A 23,682-nucleotide genomic window follows, 5' to 3' on the forward strand; every position below is an offset into this window, starting at 1 on the left:
TTATACCTGACGATGTACTAGGACATCTGGGCCTGAAGGATAGCGAAGCCGTAGGCCGGCAGCTTGAAGGACAGCTTGCCGCGTTCGGCGCGCAGCGCTTCGCCGTTCCACAGGTTCACCCAGTCGCGCTCAAGCACGTCCAGGCGGAAGGTCTGGGCAGTCTCATCCGTATTGATCAGCACGACAATCAGATCATCGCCCAGGCTGCGCTCGTAAGCCAGCTTGCTGCCCTGTGGACCAGCTTCAAGGAAGCTGAAGCGTCCCGTACGCAGGGCCGGATGTGCGCTGCGGATGTCAATCAGCTTACGGTAAAAGGCGAACAAGTCGCGGTCCTGCCGCTCCGGATTCCACTCCATGCATTTCCGGCAGTCCGGGTCTCCTGCACCGTCCATGCCGATCTCATCCCCGTAGTAGATGCACGGTGTGCCCATGAAGGTGAACTGGAACAGTGCAGCCAGCTTCATCTTGTGCTTGTCCCCCCCGGCAAGGGTCAGAAGGCGCGGGGTGTCATGGCTGTCCAGCAGATTGAAGGCAACCTCGCTGGCCTGCAGCGGATATCGGGATAGCTGTCTGCCGATCGAGCCTGCGAAGCCTTCCGCATCAAGCGTTCCATTGACGAAGAAGTCGAGCACCGCATCAGTGAACGGATAGTTCATGACAGCATCGAATTTGTCGCCTTCCAGCCACGGGGCGGATTCATGCCAGATCTCCCCGAGTATGTAAGCCTCAGGATTGGCCCGCTTGACCACCTTGCGGAAATCGCGCCAGAATTCATGATCCACCTCGTTGGCCACATCCAGACGCCAGCCGTCGATGCCGACCTCCTTGATCCAGTACTCAGCGACCTTCAGCAGATATTCCTTGACCTCGGGATGCTCTGTATTTAGCTTCGGCATCAGCGGCTCGAACGCAAAGGCGTCATAGGTCGGAATATTGTTCACCACCTGAAGCGGATACTCACGGATGTGGAACCAGTTCTTGTACTCGGACGCTTCCCCCTTCTCCAGCACATCCACAAACGGAGCGAACGTACGGCCCGAGTGGTTGAAGACAGCGTCCAGCAGCACGCGGATGCCGCGCTCATGGCAGGCATCGACTAATCTTTTCAGGGTAGCAACATCGCCGAAATGCGGGTCCACCTGCATGTAGTCCTCTGTATCATACTTGTGATTGGTAGTGGCAGTGAAGATTGGCGTGAAGTAGATTCCAGTGATCCCCAGCTCGGTAAGATGATCCAGGTGGTCGATAACCCCTTGCAGGTCGCCCCCGAAGAAGTTATCGGGCCGCGGCGTTCCGCCCCAGGGCTCTACATTCTCAGGATTCAGGCTGGGATCGCCATTCGCGAAGCGTTCAGGGAAGATCTGATAAAATACCGCATCCTTCACCCAGGCTGGAGGCGTGAAGACATCACCGCGGCTGATGTACGGGAATTCGAACAGCCGGTTCGGATTGGCCGGACGCTCCTTCTGGAATTCGCTCTCGGTCATCCAGATGCGCTCATTGCCCTGCTGGAGCAGGAAGCCGTATTTCAGCCTGCGGTAGAGCGGAACCGACTCGCATTCCCAGTAATCGAACATATTGTCTGAGGTGAACAGTGTCATAGGGATCAGTTCCTTGGTAGTGTCCCAGGCATATTTATCGCCGGCCCAGGCGTAGACCTCGGTCAGATCTCCTTTTTTGGCCCGCAGGCGCAGGTGGATCGTATTGTGATCGTAGGCGTACGACCAGTTGAGGCGGGGGCGGTGATAGACGGCTTCTAATAACATAATGACTCCTCCTGTAAAGTGATTATTGAACCTCCAATTCCGCCCATGGCAAAAAGGCACAACCGGGGTAAAAGCTACACCGAGGTTGTACCAGAGAGAAGGAACAGTGCCTTTAAATTAGGTGAAGAATTGGGTGGTTCATATTGGTTTGGATTATAGCATGGAAAGATGGAAGCTTCAAGAGGTTTGTACAAACAGTTGCACAAATAAAAAGGGGCAGGAAACCGATTTCCAATGTCTGTAAATTCAATAAAGTGCCTGTTTTCACGAAATAATATTACATTATTTGGTTATGATTACGAATTTAGAGACTGATACAAGAATAAAAAGAAGCTATTTGAAGTAATCATGTGAAATATGAAGTAAATATCAATTATAACCCAATAAATGGCTCATTATTAGCGAATTTCATATGTGCAAACGTTTTTACAATTGTATTGATAGTGATGTATGATGGATTCATGAATGAAGCGCTTTCTAAACAGAGTGCAACGCTTAAGTCAGAGGCAATTTGCAAGAGAAAGATTTTTTTTGACTCTTCTGAAATCGTTTGCGCAAAGTTGGGGGCATCATCTTGTAGTTAAGGCAAGATACAAAAACGGGAGGGGTTAACAGCAATGCAGCTTAAAAAATGGATGGTACTTACTGCAGCCTGCTCAATGGCAATCTCGATTACGGCCTGCGGCTCGAACAACAGCAACGGAGGGAATGCGGCAGCTACCAATGCTCCGTCAGACAATGCGACAGCCACAAATAACGCCGGAGGAGACAGCGGGAATGCACCGGCAGCTGGTGATATCGTACCTGAAGAAGGCGCTTCCCTGGTCATCTGGGAGAGCAAGGAAGAAAGACAGTTCGCTGAGGAAGTGGCTAAGCAGTTCACTGCGAAATATAACGTTCCCGTCAAAATCGAAGAGGTTGCACCGCCGGATCAAGTCGGCAAGCTGACCCAGGATGGTCCTTCCGGCCTGGCCGCAGACGTTATGGTCATTCCGCATGATAACCTTGGCAAGGCAGCAAGTGCGAGCCTGCTGCTCCCGAATGATATCTTCGCCGAGCAGACCAAGGCTGAGAATACTGAGGCTTCCATTGTAGGCTCCTCCTATGACGGCGAGCTGTACGGCTATCCTAGAGCGGCAGAGACTTATGCGCTGTACTATAATAAATCCTTGGTGAAGGAAGCTCCGAAATCCTTCGACGATGTGATTGCCTTCAGCAAGACGTTCACTGATAAGGCCAAGAACAGATACGGCATTATGTGGGAAGTCGGCAACATGTACTTCAACTATCCGTTTATCGCAACGACGGGCGGCTACCTGTTCGGCAAGGACGGCACCGATAAGGACGATATCGGCCTGAACAATGAAGGTGCAATTAAAGGCCTGGCCGAGTACGCCAAGCTGAAGGAAGTCCTGCCGATCAAGAGCGGAGACATTAACCCTGATATCAAGCGCAGCCTGTTCAACTCGGGCGATGTGGCGATGGATATCAACGGACCTTGGGAGCTGGCGGGCTACAAGGAAGCGCTGGGCGACAACCTCGGGATCGCACCAGTTCCTACAATTGACGGCAAGACTTCTATTACGTTCTCCGGGATCAAAATTTTCACCGTCAATGCTTACACGCAATATCCGAATGCTGCCAAACTGTACGCCCAATTTGCTTCCAATAAAGATTCACAGCTGATTCTCAACAAGCTGGTCGGCTCCGTACCAACGAACAATGAGGCGCTGCAGGACCCGCAGATTACCGGTGACCAATATGTATCCGCCTTCGCTGAACAGGCCAAGAACTCCCAGCCGATGCCTTCCATTCCTGAGATGGGCAACGTCTGGAGCCCGGTCAACGCAGCCCTTCCTGCCATCTGGGATAACAACACTGATCCTAAGGAAGCCATGGACAAAGCCGTACAGCAGATCAAGGATCTGAACAACGGAGCCGCTGCCCAATAATCGCAGTAACATATACACCATCAGCTTATAGTGGAATCCATCCGCCCGCCGCATAGCCTGCGGCGGGCAGTTTCCTGAATTCCGCACGGAGAGGAGAACGGAAGGGAAATGCAGCGACACAAAGCGAAAGCCGGGATACTGTCGGCCCTTTTTATGGGATTGGGACAAATATATAACCGCCAATTCATCAAAGGCATACTGTTCATAGCTGTAGAGGCCGCAGCACTGGCCTATTTCATCAACAATCTGGGAAGAGCCTTCTGGGGCATCACCACACTGGGAGAATCGCCAAGCCGTCTGGAGAAGGTCAAGGGAATTGCCAAAATGGTCCCCGGGGACCACTCCATCGTCATCCTGATTGAAAGTTTAATTACTCTGCTGTTCTTTGTGTTATTCCTGATTGCCTGGTATATGAATATTAAGGATGCCTACGCAGTGGGTGCAGCACGCGAAAACGGACGTCCATCGCATACATTTAAGCAATCTGTACGGTTCATTCTCGATTATAAATTCGCTCAGAGCTTCTTGCTGCTTCCGGGGATCGGGATTCTGTTCTTCACCATTATGCCGATTATCTTCATGATCATGCTGGCCTTCACCAACTATGCTGCGCCGAATCACATCCCTCCGGCCAAGCTGGTGGACTGGGTGGGCCTGGAGACCTTCCGCAACCTGCTGGTGCTGAAATCCTGGAGCCATACCTTCTACGGTGTACTTACCTGGACCATTATCTGGGCGGTTCTTTCGACCATCACTACTTACTTCGGCGGAATGCTGGTCGCGCTGCTGATCAACCAGAAGGGAATCCGCTTCAAGGGAATGTGGAGAATGGTGCTCATCATTCCTTATGCCATTCCGCAGATGATCTCCCTCTTGCTGATGCGTAACCTGTTCAATGGCCAGTTCGGCCCGATCAACCAGTATCTCGGCTACTTTGGACTCGGCGGTCTGCCTTGGCTCACTGATCCGTTCTGGGCGAAGGTTACGGTCATTATCGTCAACATGTGGGTCGGGATTCCGGTATCCATGCTGCTGATTATGGGGGTGCTGACTACCATTCCGCGCGATATGTATGAGGCGGCAGAGGTCGACGGCGCCACCAATTATCAGAAATTCCGCATCGTTACCCTGCCGATGATCCTGTTCTCCACCGCGCCTACGCTGATTATGCAGTTCGCGGGCAACATTAATAACTTCAATGCGATCTTCCTGCTGACCGGAGGGAATCCGGTGAACGGCAACTATCAATACGCCGGCTCGACCGACCTTCTCGTCACCTGGCTGTATAAGCTGACGCTGGATCAGAACAAGAACAATATGGCATCGGCCATAGGTATTATTCTGTTCATCATTGTCGCCGGGTTCTCCCTGTACAACTACCGACGGACCAAATCATTCCAAGAGGAGGACATGATCCAATGATGATCGGACGCAAAGCGGCGAATTTCGTTCGTCTGGGCTTAAGCTACATCGTACTCATTGCACTGGCTGTGGCTGCACTCTATCCGGCCCTCTGGATACTGCTCGCATCTTTCCGGCCGGGCAAGTCCTTGTATAGCAAGACACTGATCCCTGAAAAGTTCACTCTGGGCCATTACAAGGAGTTGTTCACATCAGATGTCTATATGTTTGGTACCTGGTATGCCAATACGCTGAAAATTGCGGTGTTCTCGATGCTGATCGGGGTGGTGCTGACGCTTTTGACCAGTTATGCCTTATCCCGGTTCCGGTTCCGGAGCCGCAAGACGACCATGTCCACCCTGCTGATCCTCGGGATGTTCCCGGGCTTCATGAGCATGATCGCTATCTATCTGCTGCTGAAGGAATTCAACCTGCTGGATACGCATCTGGCCCTGATTATCGTGTATGCGGCCGGAGCGCCGCTAGGGGGAACGCTGATTGCCAAAGGCTTCCTCGATACGATTCCGCGTTCGCTGGACGAAGCGGCACGGATTGACGGGGCGAGCAACTTCGGTATCTTCACCCGGATCATTCTGCCGTTGTCACGGCCGATGATTACGTATATGGCGCTGACCCAGTTTGTCGGACCGTGGGTGGACTTTATTTTCGCCAAGCTGATTCTGCGGACCAAGGAGAACTGGACGGTTGCGGTTGGCATGTGGGATATGGTCAATACCATGCAGAACTCCAACTTCACTTTGTTTGCGGCGGGTGCGGTCCTGATCTCGGTGCCGATCATGATTCTGTTCGGCTTCCTGCAGCGGCTGCTGGTTGACGGCCTGACGGCGGGGGCAAGCAAAGGGTAACCAGATCCGTGTTCTTATGAATAACAGGTGCGGCCTTAAGCAGTGATGAGGGGCTGCACCTTTATTTTTGCGGGGATGGGTTCCCAGCATACTAAGGGGAGAGTGTAGCGTACAATGAAGCGGCAGCGTACATTGAACTTCAGCTCGGTTGGCGTCAAGTTGTTTGTCATTTTGTTCTGTACCATTGTCCTGTTGTCCTCGGTTCTGGGTGTAACCTCGTATTACGCGGCCAAAGGCATCATCACCGATGAGGTCGCCGCGGCTTCCTCGCAATCGATTGTGCAGGCGGCGGATAAGCTGGATTTCCTGTTCGCCGAGTATGAGGCCTTATCCAGACAATTTGCTGTAGATTCTTCATTAAAAGCGGACATGGAAGCTATAGCTGATCCCGGGACGGGAACGGTGGCGAAGGCGGCAGCAGAAGACCGCATCCGCCGCAAGCTCGATTCAGTCAGAGGCTCGGACGAGCGGCTGCTCGGTGTCCGGCTGGTTGCCCGAAGTATGGTCGATGCCGAATCCTACAAATCGACCGGCATCACCGGTGTGCGCAGTGACGAGGGGATTCTGGCCCGCATGAAAGAGGTCGAGGCCGGCAAGGGTAATCCGGTCTGGTTCCCGGTAAGGGCCAAGGGCTTCTTCGATACCTATAGTGAGCCCACTCTGACCATGGGCCGCCTGCTGCGGAATATCAAGAACCCGGCGGCAGAGTATTACATGTTGATTGAGGTGAAGGGCAAGGCGCTTGGTGGTGTGCTGTCCAATCTGCATATCGGCCAGGCCGGGGAGATCCGTATCCTTGATCCTGCGGGCCGGGTTGTATACAGTGGAGATGATGCGCTGCTCGGCCAGGCTTCTTACATACATACGCCGGATATGCCGGGGGCTGGGAAGGAAGCGGAACAGGAGCCGGCTGGAGCGGCAGAAGCTGTGAAGGTGCAGCGCGAAACGTTAAAAGACGCTTCTCAGGAGCAGTCCTTCACGGCCGGGGATGAGCAGGGCAAGCCGCAACTGGTGGTCTATCAGCCGCTGGCAACGGCGGACTGGACGCTGCTGGGCTATGCGCCGGTGAGCGACTTCACGAAGTCAGCAGACCGGCTGCTCTATATTACGCTGCTGGTCGTTGTCGCTGCGGCCCTGATTGCCCTTGTCATCGGCTATATTCTGGTCCGGCTGATCGGCCGTCCGCTCGGCAAGCTGGCCCGGCTGATGGAGGAGGGCGAGCAGGGCAATCTGCAGGTACGGACGAGCTTCAAGGGCCGCGATGAGATCGGGCGGCTGGGCCACAGCTTCAACCGGATGATGGAGCAGATCTCCCGGCTGGCCGGGCGGAGCAGCAGCTCGGCCGCGGAGGTGCTGGCCACCTCGGAGCAGCTTGTCGCCGCTTCGGGGGCGATCAGCAGCCATGCCAGCGAGGTGGCTGCCGCCACCGGGGAGATAGCCGGCGGCGCGGCAAGTCTGGCGGCTGAGGCGGAGAGCAGCAACGGCAAGGTGGAGCAGATGGGTGACAAGATGCGCGAGGTGGCCGGGACGAATGTGGTTATGGCGGCTTCCGCAGACAAAATCATGGTGGCCAGCAACCAGGGAGCGGAGCAGATGAGGAAGCTGGTTGCAGTGAGTGAGAGTGTCCTTGCAATGATGAGCCGGATTCAGGAGAATTCCGCCCGGCTGCGGGACAGCACGGTGCTGATCCGCAGCATTCTCTCCCCGATGATCGCCATGAATAAGCAGACGAATATTCTGGCGCTTAATGCTTCTATAGAAGCGGTGCGTGCAGGCGCTGCGGGCAGAGGGTTCGTTGTAATTGCCGAGGAGATCCGCAGGCTGGCCCAGCAGTCTAGCCAGTCCATTGCCACGGTCTCCGGCATTACCGAGGAGATTGGCAGCCAGATTGAGAACACAGTCAAAGTGGTGGGGGAAGCCGCGCCGCTGTTCGGCAGCCAGATTGCTTCCGTGCGCGAATCCTCACAGACCTTCGAGAGTGTCAGAGCCGAGATGGAGGTGTTCAGCGGGTATTTGGCCGCGTCCTCAGCGGCGGTCTCCGAGCTGACCGGCATCCAGCAGCAGCTTGGGCAATCCATGGCCAGCGTGATCTCTGTAGTGCAGCAGACCAGCGGCTCCACACAGGAAGTAGCCTCCATGTCCTCCCAGCAGTTCACCGTCAGCAGAGAGCTGGTGACGCTGTCGGCCAGACTGGAGGAGCTGGCAGAGGAGCTCAAGGCGTCGATGCAGTCTTTTCAGGGGTGAAGGTCGTGGTGTGAGTGGGAGCAGAGGGCGTTGGCCTTCTGCTCTTATTTTTTCGCGCGGCGAAGCTTGAGTATGATCCAAGCGGGCGAGAAGGCAGATGCAGGACCGAATGTAATCGGAAAACCGATTACATTTGGCTGGCGAGGGGCGCGTGGGCGGAGGGGTTTACCCTGCTTCTTGTCCCGGACGCGCTCAAGCGATACACTTGTGCTATCGATACTGGCAGAGCGGAGGCGGGCGGTGTGGCGGAGATGAACGGGAGTCTTTTTGAGCAGGCACTCATGGAGCGGGATTACAGCCCGCACTTTCTGGCTTACTATTATAGGCAGTGGAGCAATTACACGATGGCTTATCATCACCATAACTCTACGGAGATCATGTACCTTATCTCGGGGAGCTGTGTGGTCGAGGTCCGGGATGAAGCGGGCGGGGAGACACCTTTTCATCTGAAGCGGGGGGAGATGATTCTGCTGGATGCCGGGGTTGCGCACCGGCTGATGGTGGAGGAGGGGACTTCCTGCCGGATGCTGAATGTGGAGTTTGCTTTTAAGGAATACGGGGGTGTGGTCCCTTCCATCGGCAGTCTGGCCCGCGAGGTAGAGGCGCTTGCTGAATTGCTGCGGCATCCCTTCGATAGTCTGGTGCTGTCTGATCAGGAGGAAGTCTTCCATGTGCTGAAGGCGCTGGTGCTGGAGCTGGATCAACGGGGCCGGAAGGAGAGCAGTATGGTGCATCTGTTGTTCGCGGAGCTGCTGTTGCGTCTGGCCCGGTTGCGCAGGGAATCCCTTCCGGCCAGCCAGCAGTCCTCGCAGTTCTATGTGCGGCGGGCGATCGAGTTCCTGCACCAGAATTATGACCGGGCGATTCAAGTCAAGGAGGTTGCGCTCTCCGTGAATATTCACCCGGGGTATCTCCACCGCATCTTCCGGGCGCATACGGGACAGACTCTCACTGGTTACCTGAACAAGCTGCGGATGGAGAAGGCCCGGATGCTGCTGGGGCAGGGGGAGATTCCTGTGGCGGAGATTGCCGATTATGTGGGGATCAGCAGCAGGCAGTATTTTCATCTCCTGTTCAAGAAGGACACGGGCTGTACCCCGATCGAATACCGCAACTCGGTGGAACGGCATTTCTGGAGTGAGGAATAGCTCTGGATCGCTGCAAAAAGTTAGGATTGTTGACACCCTCCCGGCAAAATGGTCATGATATTGGTTACGCTTCCGTCCGCCGCCTTGCTACAATGGACAGGAGTTAACCAATTCATTGCCGGAGGATGATTGCGATGTCTTTTAAAGTAACCTTTATCGGGGCGGGCAGTATCGGGTTTACCCGCGGACTGCTGCGCGACCTGCTGACTGTGCCGGAATTCCGCAATATTGAAGTTTCTTTCATGGATATAAACAGCCACAACCTGGATATGGTGACCGAGCTGTGCCAGCGCGATATCAAGGAGAACGGTCTGGATATTAAGATCTCTGCCACCACGGACCGCAGGGAGGCGTTGAAGGGGGCCAAGTACGTATTTTGTACTATCCGTGTGGGCGGGCTGGAGGCGTTCGCGACTGATGTGGATATTCCGCTTAAGTACGGCGTGGACCAGTGTGTCGGGGATACGCTGTGCGCAGGCGGCATTATGTATGGACAGCGCGGGATTGCCGAGATGCTGCAGATCTGCCGCGATATCCGCGAGATGGCTGCCCCGGAGGTGCTGCTGCTGAACTACTCCAATCCGATGGCGATGCTGACCTGGGCCTGCAACAAATACGGTGGTGTGCAGACAATCGGGCTCTGCCATGGTGTACAGCATGGACATCAGCAGATCGCCCAGGTGTACGGGCTGGAGAAATCGCAGGTGGATATTATCTGCGCGGGCATCAACCACCAGACCTGGTATATCTCCGCGAAGCATGAAGGCAAGGATCTGACCGCCGGTCTGCTGGAGGCCTTCGAGAAGCATCCTGATTACAGCCGTACGGAGAAGGTACGGATTGATATGCTGCGCCGCTTCGGCTATTACAGCACAGAGTCGAACGGCCACCTGAGTGAATACGTTCCCTGGTACCGCAAGCGCCCCGAGGAGATCATGGACTGGATCGATCTGGGCGTGTGGATCAACGGCGAGACGGGCGGCTACCTGCGGATCTGTACCGAAGGCCGCAACTGGTTCGAGACGGACTTCCCGAACTGGATGAAGGACCCGGCGCTGGAGTATCTCCCGGAGAAGCGCGGCGAAGAGCATGGCTCCTATATTATCGAAGGGCTGGAGACAGGCCGCGTCTACAGAGGCCACTTCAACATGGTCAATAACGGCGTTATCTCCAATCTGCCGGATGATGCCGTTATTGAAGCGCCGGGCTATGTGGACCGCAACGGCATCTCCATGCCGCTGGTTGGCGATCTGCCGCTCGGACCGGCGGCGGTCTGCAACGTCAGCATCTCTGTGCAGCGTCTCGCGGTAGAAGCAGCCGTGCACGGTGACGACAAGCTGCTGCGCCAGGCGTTCATGATGGACCCGCTGGTCGGCGCCGTCTGCAATCCGAAGGAAATCTGGCAGATGGTCGATGAGATGCTGGTGGCGGGAGAACAATGGCTGCCGCAGTACGGCGCAGCTATTGCAGAAGCGAAGGAACGGCTTGCTTCCGGCAATCTGATTCCGACGAAGGCGGACAATGAAGGCGCTGCCCGGCTGAAGGTGAAGACGGTGGACGAGATGATGCAGGACCGCGAAGCCGCGAACAAGAACGCCGGAGAATCCGACAAGGGCAAGGACCGCGAGAAGGTGAAGTAAGCGGGCGGGCGTCAGCTTGACGCGAAGCGAGTTAATCAATGAATGAGCCTCTCCCCGGCGGGAGAGGCTATATTTTTGCGTATAGTAAAGTGAGAATTTGGTGGGGTGCGGGAGAGGGAGGAGAGTAGACATCCGCTTCTGCTTCGGAGATAAGGAAAATAGTTGGATTTAGGGCACTTGCTGACGAACAAATGGACTATTGTCCGGCAAGAGTTGTATAAACAACACTTAAATCTTCAAATAACCGCCAACAGTGGGGACATAGGCTCCAGCAGATGCTGTTTTTCCAATTGTTTCTCCGAGAAGATCTGAAGTGAAAGAAATAAACTACATTATTCCACTTGTTAACTGCTGTGACTGTATGATCTTCTCCCATATGATGATGTTGTTATGCGATAGATCGCAAAAAAGGAATACAATGGAACGGAGCGAAATATAAACATGGGAAATACAAACTATATCTATTGAAGGGGAATAAGGAATTTGAAGAAGAAAATACATAACGCTAATCTGTTATTAATCCTGCTGATTACTCTGCTGGGCATTGCGATGACCGGTAATACATTATCCGCAGCAACAGCAACACAGAATGCCAAGGGAATCCGTGTATATGTGCAAAATAAGGAGATCCATCCGCGTGCGGCCTCGGTGATTCAAGGAGGAACTGTGTATGTTGAATTCCGCAGTGTGGTGCAGGCTTTGGGCTTTAAATTCAAGTATGATGCTGCCGGCAAGCAGATTACAGCTACCTCAGAGGATGCTTCCTTTAAAGTTGATCTCAAAACGAAAAAAACATTCGTAAACGGTTCTCTGTACACCTATGATTCGAACATTCCGATGGTTATTGGTTCGGGTGCAGATGCCTTGGTTGCGCTCACGTTGTATAGTGAGACTGACTATATTAGTGCTGACTATGATAAGACGAACAAAATAGTTAAAGTATACGAGGATCCGCAAGGCAAGCCTAAAAAGGCGGACCTGAAAAAAATACAGGCACTAATTAAAGCCCATTATCAGACTTTGGATGGTTTTCAGTCGATCGACAAGCTTGAAATGAAATCATGGAGAGGGTATACCGTAATGCTTGCTGATGTCTCCTTTCGTAAGACAGGTACTGAACTCCTGGACCGGGTTGAGCATGTAACCTTGGAAATGGAGCATAAGCCCGATGCGAGTTGGACGATCCATAATGTAGAAATCAATAATACAGAATATCTAGACTATACTTCATTGATAAATAAAGAGGTAAGCGTTCCGGCCGCAGATCAAATGGCCATTCGTGAGTTGCTCGCTGCTTATTGTAAAGCTATAAATGACAAAGATGTGGATGCGGAACTGGCGCTGCAGGACCCTGCCAACAGGACTGCTGACTACGAACAGGGGATCAGAGAGCTCCGGGAATGGTCGAATCGAAAATTGGATATAGAATATACGCAAGAACAGGTGGTCATTGTCTCTTTTTCGGCAAAGAAAGCAGTTGTCTATTCTATCTATACACTTCAAGCTAACAACGATCCATCGAAGTTCAAGGAGCGGTTCTACTCACTTACCTCTGTAGTTAAAAATAAGGATAAATGGTATTTTGATTCAAATGAAGAAATTGCACTCGGCAGCGAGACTATCGAGTAGTGCTTGAATGATCATGGGGAGGCCCTGCAGCAGCTAATGTGTGACCTGCGGGCCTCCCTTTGTATATTTATTCCTCACTCCCGAATCAGCTTCTCCTGCCGCAGCCGTGCGGCCTTGCGGCGGAGCGGCAGGCTGAGCCACACGAAGAACAGGCCAAGAACGATAATAGACACTCCTACGATAAAGTTGAATTTGTGAATGAAAGAAGAAGCATTCAGCATAAGCAGCATGATATTTAAGGAGCCTACGACCAGCTCCATGAGCGCGAGGGACAAATATACTTTATAGATTCGCTGATAGTGTTTGATTTTGGAATCCGTATCGGAATAGATCTGGAAGGGGCCTTCCGCGGCCTTCCTTCTGAAGATCACCCAGCGATGATTGGTAAATGAACGCTTGCCCTTGTCAGTGGTTCTGGCAGGTACACGCTCCGCTCCGGTCTCTTCCATGAATTGCAGATAATCGGCCGCCTCCTTCGGGTCCTTCTCCAGCAGCTCAATCCGGTAAATATACTCTCCTCCGGCGCTCTCCTCGAATACATAACCGGCCCATGAGTATTCAACCAGTGCAAGCCCCTTAGACGACATCTTATTCAACCACGCTTCTTCTTTTTCGAAATCAAGGAAATATTTGCGCACTATCCGCCTCATTACTCTTCGCCTCCCAGCAGCTTTTTTCCATTAGTAAGCAACTCCTCAAGCCTAGCCATCTCATTCTGGACAATGGATCTGCCCAGCTCTGTAATCTGATATTCTTTCTTACGCGAATCCTCTCCGCCGGCCATCAGGCCGATCCAGCCCCGTTCTACAAGCGTGCTTAGCGCACCATAGAGTGTACCGGCACCCAGCTCCACGCGGCCATTACTCAGTTGCTTCACGTTCTGCATAATTCCGTAGCCGTGCATCGGAGTGAACAGCGACAGAAGGATATAGTAGACGCCTTCGGTCAGCGCCCCGTGGTCATTGGCTCCACCCATCTGTTTCACCTGCCTTCATCTAGTATCTGTTACCGTTACATCACTCGACGTTATACCAATTGACGTTATATCGTCAACCGATATATTTAGTATATCGTCAGCCGATATAATAGTCAACAGGCTTTTACCACATAGCCCCAAGCCAGCACAAAAAAACCCGCACACCGCATAAAGCGGCAGGGCGGGGCGGGAACTCAATAGCACGCAAGAATGCGCATAGCCATTATGGCTCAACTACTCGACTGCTCAACTACACAGGCTGACAATCCTGAAGCAAAGCTGTTTAAGCTTCAGTTGCTTTTTTACCGAAAAATACCTTCAGCGCCTGATACACTTCCTTCTTATCCTTAATCACATAATGCATGAACTGCTCCTGCTTCAGGTGGCGGTAGGCGGACATCAGAGTGCTGCTGCGGTTGTACTGGTTGACCTCGCCGTAGCCGAACATGTTGCTGCGCTGGAGCAGCTCGCCGATCAGCTTGACACAGCGCTCGTTGTCCGAGGTCAGGTTGTCGCCATCCGAGAAGTGGAAGGGATAGATGTTATACTTGGCCGGCGGATAGCGGCTGTCGATAATCTCCAGTGCTTTCTGGTATGCCGAGGAGCAGATGGTGCCGCCGCTCTCCCCGCGGGTGAAGAAGTCCTGCTCGCTGACCTCCTTGGCTTCCGTATGGTGGGCCAGGAACACAATCTCGACCTTCTCATACTGGCGGCGCAGGAAGCGGGTCATCCAGAAGAAGAAGCTGCGGGCACAGTATTTTTCAAAAGTACCCATACTTCCTGACGTGTCCATCATCGCGATAATTACGGCGTTGGAGTGGGGGATTGTGATGTCATCCCAGGTTTTGTAGCGCAGGTCATCCGGGCTGATGCTGTGGATGCCGGGCTTGCCGCTGCTGGCGTTGCGCCGCAGGTTCTCCAGGAGGGTGCGCTTTTTGTCGATGTTGGACATCATGCCTTTTTTGCGGATATCGTTGAAGACAATGGATTTGACCTCGATTTCTTCCTTATCCTTCGGCTTCAGGCGGGGAAGCTCCATATCCTCGAACAGAATATCCTCCAGATCCTCCAGATTGACCTCGGCTTCGATGGTATCCGCACCGGGCTGATCTCCGGCCTTCTCCCCTTTGCCCGGCTGGGCGGATTGGGAGTCGCGGCCGAGTACATCCCCCACCTGGCTGTCCCCGTCCCCCTGGCCGACATGCTTCTGCTTGCGGAAGTTATAGATAATCCGGTATTCGTCCAGACTGCGGATCGGCACCTTCACAATCTGCTTGCCGCCTGACAAAATAATGTTCTCTTCGGTAACCAGATCCGGCAGATTTCCCTTGATGGCTTCCCTGACCTTTTGCTGGTGACGCTCCTGATCCTGATGGCCTTTACGGTGCAGGGACCAGTCTTCTTTGGATACGACAAAAGCGAATGGACCGGTTGGCTGTGACAGGATGACCACCTCCCATGGACTGTGAAATTGGAATGCTGGTGAGGCTAAGGCAGTGGCAGCAGGTTGTAACTAAAGTATATTCAGGGGGAGGGTGGATATGTGAGCTGTCTTATTCACTGATTTCTTCGATGAGCAGTCTGTAGCTGTTAGAGCGGGCTTCACCGGAATACTTGCGTCCGTCAATGTTGAACAGGTACAGCGCGGCCGAGAAGCCTTGCAGATCCTTGCCCATATATCCGGTGTTGATCCTTACCAGATAGCTCAGTGTAACGGTCTGGCCGGCCTGCAGAGTTCCCAGGCGAACCGTCCCGCTAAAAGGGGTTCCGGGTACAGTGACAGCGCTTATGGTCACAATGTCCGGCTCAATGACCGTGCCCTGCGGCACCAGGCGGATGACCGCGACCTCTGCCGGATAGTTCCCGCTGTTGGTCACTTGAATCCGGAATTCGGCTGTGCCTCCAGGCTCGACAACCGGCGGCTCCCCTTCCATCTGAATGGAGATGACCGGCGACAGCAGCAGGGTGGTCACCGGGTTGGGACGGGCGGCCTGCCGGACATTGCGCCCGTCCGGGAGGGTGAAGGTGTACTGGACAATCCCCTGGTTCTGAATGGCCGGGGTCTGGCGGATATCGGTGGCACCCGGGATGGAGACAAGAAAATCAACTACGATTGCTGTGCCTGCCCTTAAGGTACCGAGCGGAATGCCGTCTCCGGGACGTACACCCCGCTGGGGAATACCGTCGATCCGGATGCTGTCCCATATGAACAGCGTACCTTGCGGAATAACCTCCGCGAGCAGGGCATTCACGGCCAGGTTCCCATTATTGCGGATCGTGAATTCATACCGCAGATTGTCGCCCGGAGCGGCGCTGTAGAGATCCACCCTGAGACTGGCAGACAGCCCGGGCTGGATCACGGTAATCCTAACTATGTTGCTTACTGTAGTATCTCTGCTGTCATATGCCTCATAGGAGACCTGTGCCGTTGCCTGCAATACGGAATCCGGGGGGAGAGAGCTTACCCGGACACGGAAGGAGACCTCCGCGCTAGAGCCTGCACTGAGCGAGCCAAGACTGATCCCGGAGGCCGGGTCAGCCTCCGGCAAATAGACTCCGCCGGCAACGACACTGCCGGGAATGAATACCGCTCCTTCCGGTAGAGGAATGACGGCAATTTTTCCGGTCAGCGGCAGGGCTCCTTCATTCCTGAGCTGAAGGGTATAAGTGACGGTATCCCCGATGAAGGTAGTTAATGTACTGGCGGAGAGCAGTGTGGCCAGCTGGTAGGACAGCAGGGAGACACTGACCGGATTGGAGCGGACTTCTCCGCGTACCGTTCTTCCCTCTACGGTCTCGAAGGAATAGCTGCCGGTGGCACTGTTCTCCAGGACAAGGGAGGGCGGAAGCGAGACGACAATGACCTGGAAGACGATAAAGACCCCCGAGTGCGGATTGAGCACCCCGGCCGGGATGCCGGAAGACGGAGTGACCCCCGGAAGAGGCACTCCGTCTCTAAGCACACTATTGGCAATGAAGGATACACCCGGCGGCAGGACGTCAACGATCGTGACCAGCGCCGGGGTATTGCCGCTGTTCCAGACGGCCACGGTGTAGACGAGCGTCTCTCCCAGGGAAGCGCTCGTGCGGTCAGCTTCTTTTACGAGAGACAGCACCGGACCCACAACCGGCGTGTTGACGGTATTGGAGTAGGTGATAGCATCCGTTCCCTCCGCCGAGCTGAACCTGACCAAGGATTGATTCGTTACGACAGGCTGAAGCCTTGAGCGGTCTGTCATATCTCTATGACCTGAACCTGGAAGGTTACGGTGACAGAGGCTCCCGGAGCGATGGTTCCAATGGTAACTCCGGTGGCCGGATTGGCTCCCGCACGCGGAGTGCCGTCTACGGTAACACTGCCGGGAACGAACTGGCTGCCGGCCGGAATCGGGTCTACCAGCACTACGTTGTTGACGTTCACAATGCCGTTGTTGGTCACAACAATGGTATACGTGATGGTATCGCCAACAACCGCATCGACTGCCGGAGTGCTCTTGACTGCGGTTACGTCCGGCGAAGAGACTGGAATGACCAGCGTATTCGACAATGCAGATCCTGAGAGCAGGCGGCCGTCCGGCGGCGTGAAGGTGAAGGTGGCGGCTGCCTGGTTCACAAGCTGCTGCGGTGAAGGCAGAGAAGCTACGGTCACCTGCAGGGTGACGGTCAGTGTGACCGTGGCTCCGGCTGCAACGGTTCCCAGGCTGATGCCGGCCGTCGGATCGGCCCCCGGAACAGGCTGGCCGTTAACCAGTACGCTGTTTGGAATGAACACAGCTCCTGCCGGAATGGAATCTGTCAAGGTGACCACAGCAGCAAGATTGCCGGTGTTGGTTATGCTGAGCGAATAGGTGACGGTATCGCCTACTGTCGCATTTGCGGTATCCGCAGCTTTCAGGATGCCGATTACCGGCTGATACACCGGAGTGACCAGTGTGTTGGAATAAGACGCGCCGGAGAATGCCCCGGAGGTGAAGCTGACCGATGCCCGGTTGCTCAGGGCCGCCGGATTCGGCAGAGCATTGACCAGGATATTGAAGGCAACCTGAACGGTTGCTCCCGGAGCGATGGTTCCCAGTGAGATTCCGTTGGCAGGCGCTGCCCCGGGTACCGGTGTGCCATCCACGGTTACGCTGCCGGCAACGAAGGAAGCGCCGGAAGGAACCGGATCGCTAAGCACCACATTGTTGACCGGGGCGATGCCGCTGTTGGTGACCGCAATGCTGTAAGGGACCGTATCCCCAGGGACGGCGTCGATGACAGTAGTGCTTTTGACAACCAATACATTCGGTGAGGATACAGCAATCAGGTTGATATTCGAGCTGGCGGACTGGTTGAAGACTCTTCCGTCGGGCAGTGTATAGCTGAAGGCGATAACCGCCTGGTTGCTGAGCTGCTGGCTGGCCGGCAGGGTGTCGATGACGACTGAGAATAATACAGTCAGCGTGGCACCGGCAGCAATGCTGCCCAGCAGGATTCCGGTAGCCGGATCGGCCCCCGGCGACGGGAAGCCGTTAATCAGCACACTGTTCGGAATCAGTGTTGTGCCTGCGGGGATAGTGTCGGTCAGAGTAGCCGTCGCCGCATAATTTCCCGAATTGCTGACAGTGACGGTATAGAGGATCGTGTCTCCAACCGTTGCATTCTGGGTATTCGAGCTCTTGGCTGCAGCCAGGACCGGCTGGAAGACCGGTGTGGTTACAATGTTCGAGAAGGCTACACTGGCCAAGGCACCGGACGTAAAGCTGGCGGATGACTGATTGTTCAGCACACCTGAAGACGGCAGGGAGGTCACTGTTACATTGAATGCAACGGTGACTGAGGCCCCTGGAGCAATGCTGCCGATTGTCACGCCGGTAGCCGGTGAGGCGGCCGGGCGGGGGACACCGTCCACCAGCACGCTGCCCGGAACCAGACTGGTACCGGCTGGCAGAGCATCTGTGAATACCACATTATTTACTGTAGCGATCCCGTTGTTGGTCAAGGCTACGGAATATGTGATCGTATCTCCGACATTGGCTGCAGTGGTTGCGGTGGTCTTGACAACCGCCAGGTTGGGGTTCGAGACAGGGATCGTCAAGGTGTTGGTTGGCGATGAGCCTCCCAGGGTTCTGCCGTCAGGCAGGGTGAAGCTGTAGGTAATGTTCCCCTGGTTCACCAGGAGCTGCGGTGACGGCAGCGAGGTGATGACTACCGAGAAGGAGACAGCTACGGTTGCCCCCGGAGCGATTGTTCCGGCAGTGATCCCGGATGTGGGATTGGCCTGCGGCAGAGGCAGACCGTTAATCAGCACGCTGTTATCGACAAGAGTGGTGCCGGCCGGAATATTGTCGGTAACAGTCAGAATTGCCTCGTAGTTGCCTGTATTGCTCACCGTCAGGGTATACGTCACGGTATCGCCGACAGTCGCGTTCGTGGTACTCCCTGTTTTGACCGCCGAAATATTCGGCTGGAATACAGGAACAGCAACAGGGTTAGAGAAGGTTGAGCCGGTAAAGACACCGGAGGTGTAGGTGACCGTCGCCTGATTGTTTATGGAAGCAGCTGCGGGCACCGATGTTACTGTAACCGAGTAGGAGACTGTAGCCGATGCGCCTGGGGCAAGCGTGCCTATGGTGACCCCGGTGGCCGGATTGGCAATAGGAAAAGGTACCCCATTTACTGAAACACTGCCCGGTACAAAGGTTGCTCCTGCCGGCGTCGGATCGCTGAGCAGTATGTTGTTCACCGGGTCTATCCCGCTATTGGTGATGCTCACGGAATAGGCGATCGTATCTCCAAGAGCAACAGAAGTGGAGGTTGTGCTCTTGACCACCGCCAAATTGGGAGCGGAGACCGCTATGGTTACCGTATTGGAGGCGGCGCTGCCGGTCAGCAGCCGTCCGTCAGGCGGAGTGAAGGTATACGTGGCGTTCGCCTGATTCACAAGCTGCTGCGGGGATGGCAGGGACAGAATGAAGACGGTGAAGCTCACGGTTACAGTGGCTCCGGGGGCGACAACACCGACCGTAATCGCGGTATCCGGCGCAACGCCCGGCTGGGGGAAGCCGCCGACAATGACGCTGTTGGGATCGAAAGCGGTGCCGGCCGGAATATTGTCCGTAAGCGTCACATTGGCTGCCACATTCCCGGTATTGCTGACCAGAATCGTATAAATGATCGTGTCGCCGACGGTTGCGTTCAGGTCATTGGCGCTTTTGACAAGGGTGATCTGCGGCTGTGTTACCGGTGTGGTGGTAACGTTGGATGATGAAGAGCCGGAGAAGACCCCGGAGGTGAAACTGACAGTAGACTGGTTATTGACCTGTGAAGGAATCGGCATTGTTATCCTCACCTCGAATGTTACGGCAACGGAGGCACCAGGGCCCAGACTGCCGATTGGAATGCCGGCGGACGGAACTGCCAGCGGCTGGGAGACGCCGCCTACAATTACGGTTCCGGGAATGAAGGCTGCATTCTCAGGAAGCGGATCACTGAGAATGATATTGCTGACAGAAGCGATGCTGTTGTTCGTCAGCACGGAGGTAAATGTAAGGATGTCGCCGGTCACGGCATCGATCGCATTTACACTTTTGACGATACTGACATTGGGGGCAGAGACGGGAAGCGTCAAGGTGTTGGATACGGTGTTGCCGCCCAGCGTCCGCCCATCCGGCAGGGTGAAGGTGAAGGAAGCCGCTGCTGAATTCGACAGCTGCTGGCTCGGCGGCAGGGCCGTTACCGTAACCAGAAAGCTGACCGTGACGCTGTCTCCGGGGGCCAGCGGACCCACCGGAATGCCGGTCAGGGGACTGTAGCCGGGCAGCGGCGTGCCGCCGATGCTGACGCTGTTGGTCTCGAATACCGTCTGCGGCGGCAGGATGTCGGTCAGATTAAGCGTGGCGGCGATGTTGCCCGTGTTGCTGGCCAGGATGGAGAAGGAGAGCAGACTGCCCACTGAGGCCTGAGCCGGGCTTGAGCTTTTGACCAGGCCTATCACCGGAATGAATACCGGAGTTTGTACAGTGTTCGACAGTGCGGTTCCGCTGAAGCTCCCGGCCGTGAATGATACGCTGGCCCGGTTGCTGAGCTGAGCCGGGCTGGGAATAGAGGTGGCATTCACCTGGAAGACCACTGTTCTTGTTGCTCCGGCTGCAAGCGTGCCGAGAGCAATTCCGGTATTGGGGTTAGCCGAGGGTACGGCTGCCCCGTTCACTGTGACGGTTCCGGCGACAAAAGCGCTGCCGGCCGGGGCCGGATCAGACAGCACGACATTGTTAACCGCTACCCCGCTGGGATTGGATACTGACACGGTGTAGGTGAGATATTCGCCTACAGCGACAGCTGTGCGGTTAGCGCTTTTGAGAACCGTAAGGTTGGGGGCAGAGACGGGCAGGGTCACGGTGTTCGATAGGCTCCCCCCGGACAGGGAGCGTCCGCTGGGCAGCTGGTACGTGTAGCTGCTGCTGCCCTGGTCGGTCAAGGTGGCCGGGGACGGCAGGGCCTGAACGGAGGTCAGGAAGGTAACCGTCAAGGCCGCCCCCGGGGCTACCGCTCCCAGCGGGATGCCGCTGACCGGGGAATCGGAAGGCCGGACTGTCCCGTTCACCGTCACGCTTCCCGGGACGAAGGCAGTCCCCGCCGGGATGGTATCGAATAAGGTTGTTGTTGCTGCAAGATTGCCTGTGTTCTGCACCTGGAGCGTATATTGGACATTCCCGCCGACGGTTGCGCTGCCCGGGGTTGCGCTCTTGACAATGCTGATGACCGGCTGGTAGACAGGGGTCAGGATCGTATTGGATTGGGAGATGGCGGTGAAAGACCCTGAGCTGTAAGAGGCCGATGACTGGTTAGAGAGCTGGCCGCCGCTTGGCACGGCAGTAACATTCACCTGGAAGGTGACCGTCACACTGGCTCCCGGAGCAAGGGTGCCGACGGATATTCCCGAAGCCGGATCTGCGGCCGGCCGGGCGCTGCCGGCCACGGTCACACTGCCAGGCACCAGCGTGCTGCCGGAAGGGATCGGATCAGACAGCACGACACTCGTGATGGCGGCGATTCCGTTGTTGGTAATCACCGAGGTGTATTGCAGGGTATCGCCTACGGTGACATCGGGGAAGCTGGCGCTTTTGGCGATGGTGACATTGGGTAGCCTGACTGGAATAGTCAACGTGTTGGAGGCGGCGCTGCCGCTGACGGTCCGCCCGTCAGGAACGGTGAAGGTGTATGCGGCGGTTGCCCGATCGGTCAGCTGCGGCGGCGAGGGCAGGCTGTTCACCAGTACGCTGAACTGGACGGTAGAGCTGGCCCCGGCTGCGATGGTGCCGATGGCGATGCCGGCAGCGGGATTGCCGGCCACAGGCGCACCGTTCACGGTGAAGCTTCCCGGAACATATGAGCTGCCTGCAGGAATGTTATCAGTGAGTGTAGTGACCGCCCCGATATTGCCGGTATTGGAGATCTGCAGCGTGTAGAGAATCTGGTCCCCGACGGTAGCATTGGTGGTGTTCGCACTCTTGACGATGCCGAGAACCGGAGAATAGACCGGCAGCGAGTTCGTATTAGACGGAATGACCCCGCTCACAACCGGCCCGCCGGCGACACTCTGGAAGGTGAACGCGGCATTGGCGGTGTTGGGCACGAATTGCGGGCTTGGCAGTGAAGTCACTCTGGCCTGGTATGTAACGGTGATAGAGGTGCCAAGAGCCAGGGAGCCGAGCGGTATGCCTGAAGTAATGTCATAGGCCGGGCGGGACACACCGGCGACTACTACGCTGCCTGTAACAAAGGTAAGGCCTGCCGGCAAGGCATCCGATAGAACAACACTGGCCGCACTGGCCGTCCCTGTATTGCTGACGGTTACGGTGTAGGTGACCAGGTCACCGACGATCGTACCGGCGGCATTGGCGCTTTTGACGAGTGAGATCTTGGGTGCATTGATATCAATCTGCAGGGCGTTGGCATTGACGACATAGGCGTCACCTGATGTAGTTAGTGTCAGCAAGGCGGCTGACTGATTGTTGATAAGGCGTGCAGATACATCCACATTGGTAATATCCCAGCCCTGGCGGCCGCCGATGATATTGCTGCCCGGACTGCCGTTGGTCTGGTTGCGGGTTCCGAAGGTTCCGGTCGTGTTCAGGTTGCCGGCATCGTTGTTGATCTGCGAGGCGAAGAAGTTGTTGGCAAAATTATTCGGACCTGACAACGCCACCTGGGTGGTGGAGGTAGGACCGAAGAGCGCCTGATCCCCGGAACGGTTGGCATCCCCTTCCTGGGCGCTGAACAGGATACGGCCGCCAAGCGCGCCGGTGACTGGGGTGGCGAAGCCGGTAATAGTTGTAACCACCGGAGCCGAGGTGGATTGGACCAGGACAGCGCCTGCGCGCAGGGACATGTTGCGGAAGGGCAGTGACGGATTCTGATAGATGACAGCAAGGGTCCAGCCGGCATGGTTGGCGGTGGAATCCCCGGTGATTACGATAGTGCCGACGACACCGCCCGTGACATAGGTCCCGGCGCCGGAGGCCTGGATCGTACTCGTTACATTGGCGGAACGGACATATGCGAGCGCTCCGCCGCCGAGATCCACGGAATTGGCCGTCGCCGAATCCGGCGTTACACTGACGGTGTTGCCAAGCGGTGTTGTAAAGGAGACCGGATTGTTGATCGCTGCAGTGAGGTTGACATTGCCGTTAACATACGAACCGCCCCAGATCAGCTCTGCATACAGAACCGTACTTCCGGCGGGAAGAGTCAGAATGGCGGCTGAGCTGTTGCTCTGATACACACTCGTAGTGCCCGCAGGATAGGTGCCGAATACGGATGCGGTATTCGTTGTAGTGAAGGCTCCGATACTGTCCAGCGTGCCGGGAACACCGGAAGTATCAGAGCGGCTAAGCCCCAGCGTGTTGCCTGTAAATGTAATGGCGCCTGTTGCGTTAACCGTAGACCGGACAACTAGAGGAATGATTATCACCTCCTTATGGAAATGGATGTGCCGGAGATAGGCGGACAGCGAAAAAAAGCAGACCAGCCCTGCGGGGAGCCGGCGTGCCTCTTTCTTGTCTGTATTGTTAGCCTA

Annotated in this window: 13 protein-coding genes; 7 read left to right on the top strand and 6 right to left on the bottom strand. The window is 55.5% G+C overall.

Annotated elements, in window-relative coordinates; translation table 11 throughout:
* Nucleotides 1–17: 17 nt before the first annotated feature.
* Nucleotides 18–1,766 carry an alpha-glycosidase gene (locus tag MHI24_RS25460; RefSeq protein WP_340022347.1) on the bottom strand — a complete coding sequence of 583 codons (1,749 nt, stop codon included), beginning with the start codon at nucleotides 1,764–1,766 and terminating at the stop codon, nucleotides 18–20.
* Nucleotides 1,767–2,383: 617 nt separating this feature from the next.
* On the opposite strand from MHI24_RS25460, the gene MHI24_RS25465 reads away from it, so the two are divergent.
* From MHI24_RS25465 to MHI24_RS25495, 7 genes are all read left to right on the top strand, one after another.
* Nucleotides 2,384–3,718, top strand: coding sequence for an extracellular solute-binding protein (locus tag MHI24_RS25465; RefSeq protein WP_340022348.1), 1,335 nt, complete (start codon nucleotides 2,384–2,386; stop codon nucleotides 3,716–3,718).
* A 108-nt stretch (nucleotides 3,719–3,826) separates the two neighbouring features.
* A complete protein-coding gene (locus MHI24_RS25470; RefSeq protein WP_340022349.1) occupies nucleotides 3,827–5,140 on the top strand; it encodes an ABC transporter permease subunit in 1,314 nt (437 codons plus the stop codon).
* Entirely contained in the window at nucleotides 5,137–5,985 is an 849-nt protein-coding gene (locus MHI24_RS25475; protein WP_340022350.1) for a sugar ABC transporter permease, read from the top strand. The genes MHI24_RS25470 and MHI24_RS25475 overlap by 4 nt, the downstream gene beginning before the upstream one ends.
* A 114-nt stretch (nucleotides 5,986–6,099) precedes the next feature.
* Nucleotides 6,100–8,229 carry a methyl-accepting chemotaxis protein gene (locus MHI24_RS25480; RefSeq protein WP_340022351.1) on the top strand — a complete coding sequence of 710 codons (2,130 nt, stop codon included), beginning with the start codon at nucleotides 6,100–6,102 and terminating at the stop codon, nucleotides 8,227–8,229.
* Nucleotides 8,230–8,480: 251 nt separating this feature from the next.
* Nucleotides 8,481–9,377, top strand: a complete 897-nt coding sequence (locus MHI24_RS25485; RefSeq protein ID WP_340026788.1) for an AraC family transcriptional regulator — start codon at nucleotides 8,481–8,483, stop codon at nucleotides 9,375–9,377.
* A gap of 134 nt (nucleotides 9,378–9,511) precedes the next feature.
* Entirely contained in the window at nucleotides 9,512–11,017 is a 1,506-nt protein-coding gene (locus MHI24_RS25490; protein ID WP_340022352.1) for an alpha-glucosidase/alpha-galactosidase, read from the top strand.
* A 483-nt stretch (nucleotides 11,018–11,500) separates the two neighbouring features.
* On the top strand, nucleotides 11,501–12,646 hold the full coding sequence (locus MHI24_RS25495) for a stalk domain-containing protein (RefSeq protein ID WP_340022353.1): 1,146 nt from the start codon (nucleotides 11,501–11,503) through the stop codon (nucleotides 12,644–12,646).
* Nucleotides 12,647–12,720: 74 nt separating this feature from the next.
* Here the strand turns inward: MHI24_RS25495 and MHI24_RS25500 are convergent, their stop codons facing one another.
* The 5 genes from MHI24_RS25500 to MHI24_RS25520 form a co-directional block, all read right to left on the bottom strand.
* Nucleotides 12,721–13,296: a DUF2812 domain-containing protein gene (locus MHI24_RS25500; RefSeq protein WP_340022354.1), complete on the bottom strand. Its 576-nt coding sequence runs from the start codon at nucleotides 13,294–13,296 to the stop codon at nucleotides 12,721–12,723.
* Nucleotides 13,296–13,622, bottom strand: coding sequence for a PadR family transcriptional regulator (locus MHI24_RS25505; RefSeq protein WP_340022355.1), 327 nt, complete (start codon nucleotides 13,620–13,622; stop codon nucleotides 13,296–13,298). Before MHI24_RS25505 ends, MHI24_RS25500 begins: the two co-directional genes overlap by 1 nt.
* 283 nt (nucleotides 13,623–13,905) lie before the next feature.
* A complete protein-coding gene (gene yhbH, locus MHI24_RS25510) occupies nucleotides 13,906–15,066 on the bottom strand; it encodes a sporulation protein YhbH (protein ID WP_340026789.1) in 1,161 nt (386 codons plus the stop codon).
* A gap of 109 nt (nucleotides 15,067–15,175) precedes the next feature.
* Nucleotides 15,176–16,861, bottom strand: coding sequence for a DUF11 domain-containing protein (locus tag MHI24_RS25515; RefSeq protein ID WP_340022356.1), 1,686 nt, complete (start codon nucleotides 16,859–16,861; stop codon nucleotides 15,176–15,178).
* Nucleotides 16,858–23,577, bottom strand: a complete 6,720-nt coding sequence (locus MHI24_RS25520; protein ID WP_340022357.1) for a hypothetical protein — start codon at nucleotides 23,575–23,577, stop codon at nucleotides 16,858–16,860. Before MHI24_RS25520 ends, MHI24_RS25515 begins: the two co-directional genes overlap by 4 nt.
* Nucleotides 23,578–23,682: the final 105 nt, after the last annotated feature.

This window comes from Paenibacillus sp. FSL K6-1096 (assembly GCF_037977055.1).
Lineage (GTDB): Bacteria > Bacillota > Bacilli > Paenibacillales > Paenibacillaceae > Paenibacillus_AQ.

Coding starts and splice junctions, on each gene's coding strand:
- MHI24_RS25460 (WP_340022347.1), bottom strand. CDS start 1,766: ATGTTATTAGAAGCCGTCTATCACCGCCCCCGCCTCAACTGGTCGTAC.
- MHI24_RS25465 (WP_340022348.1), top strand. CDS start 2,384: ATGCAGCTTAAAAAATGGATGGTACTTACTGCAGCCTGCTCAATGGCA.
- MHI24_RS25470 (WP_340022349.1), top strand. CDS start 3,827: ATGCAGCGACACAAAGCGAAAGCCGGGATACTGTCGGCCCTTTTTATG.
- MHI24_RS25475 (WP_340022350.1), top strand. CDS start 5,137: ATGATGATCGGACGCAAAGCGGCGAATTTCGTTCGTCTGGGCTTAAGC.
- MHI24_RS25480 (WP_340022351.1), top strand. CDS start 6,100: ATGAAGCGGCAGCGTACATTGAACTTCAGCTCGGTTGGCGTCAAGTTG.
- MHI24_RS25485 (WP_340026788.1), top strand. CDS start 8,481: ATGAACGGGAGTCTTTTTGAGCAGGCACTCATGGAGCGGGATTACAGC.
- MHI24_RS25490 (WP_340022352.1), top strand. CDS start 9,512: ATGTCTTTTAAAGTAACCTTTATCGGGGCGGGCAGTATCGGGTTTACC.
- MHI24_RS25500 (WP_340022354.1), bottom strand. CDS start 13,296: ATGAGGCGGATAGTGCGCAAATATTTCCTTGATTTCGAAAAAGAAGAA.
- MHI24_RS25505 (WP_340022355.1), bottom strand. CDS start 13,622: ATGGGTGGAGCCAATGACCACGGGGCGCTGACCGAAGGCGTCTACTAT.
- MHI24_RS25515 (WP_340022356.1), bottom strand. CDS start 16,861: ATGACAGACCGCTCAAGGCTTCAGCCTGTCGTAACGAATCAATCCTTG.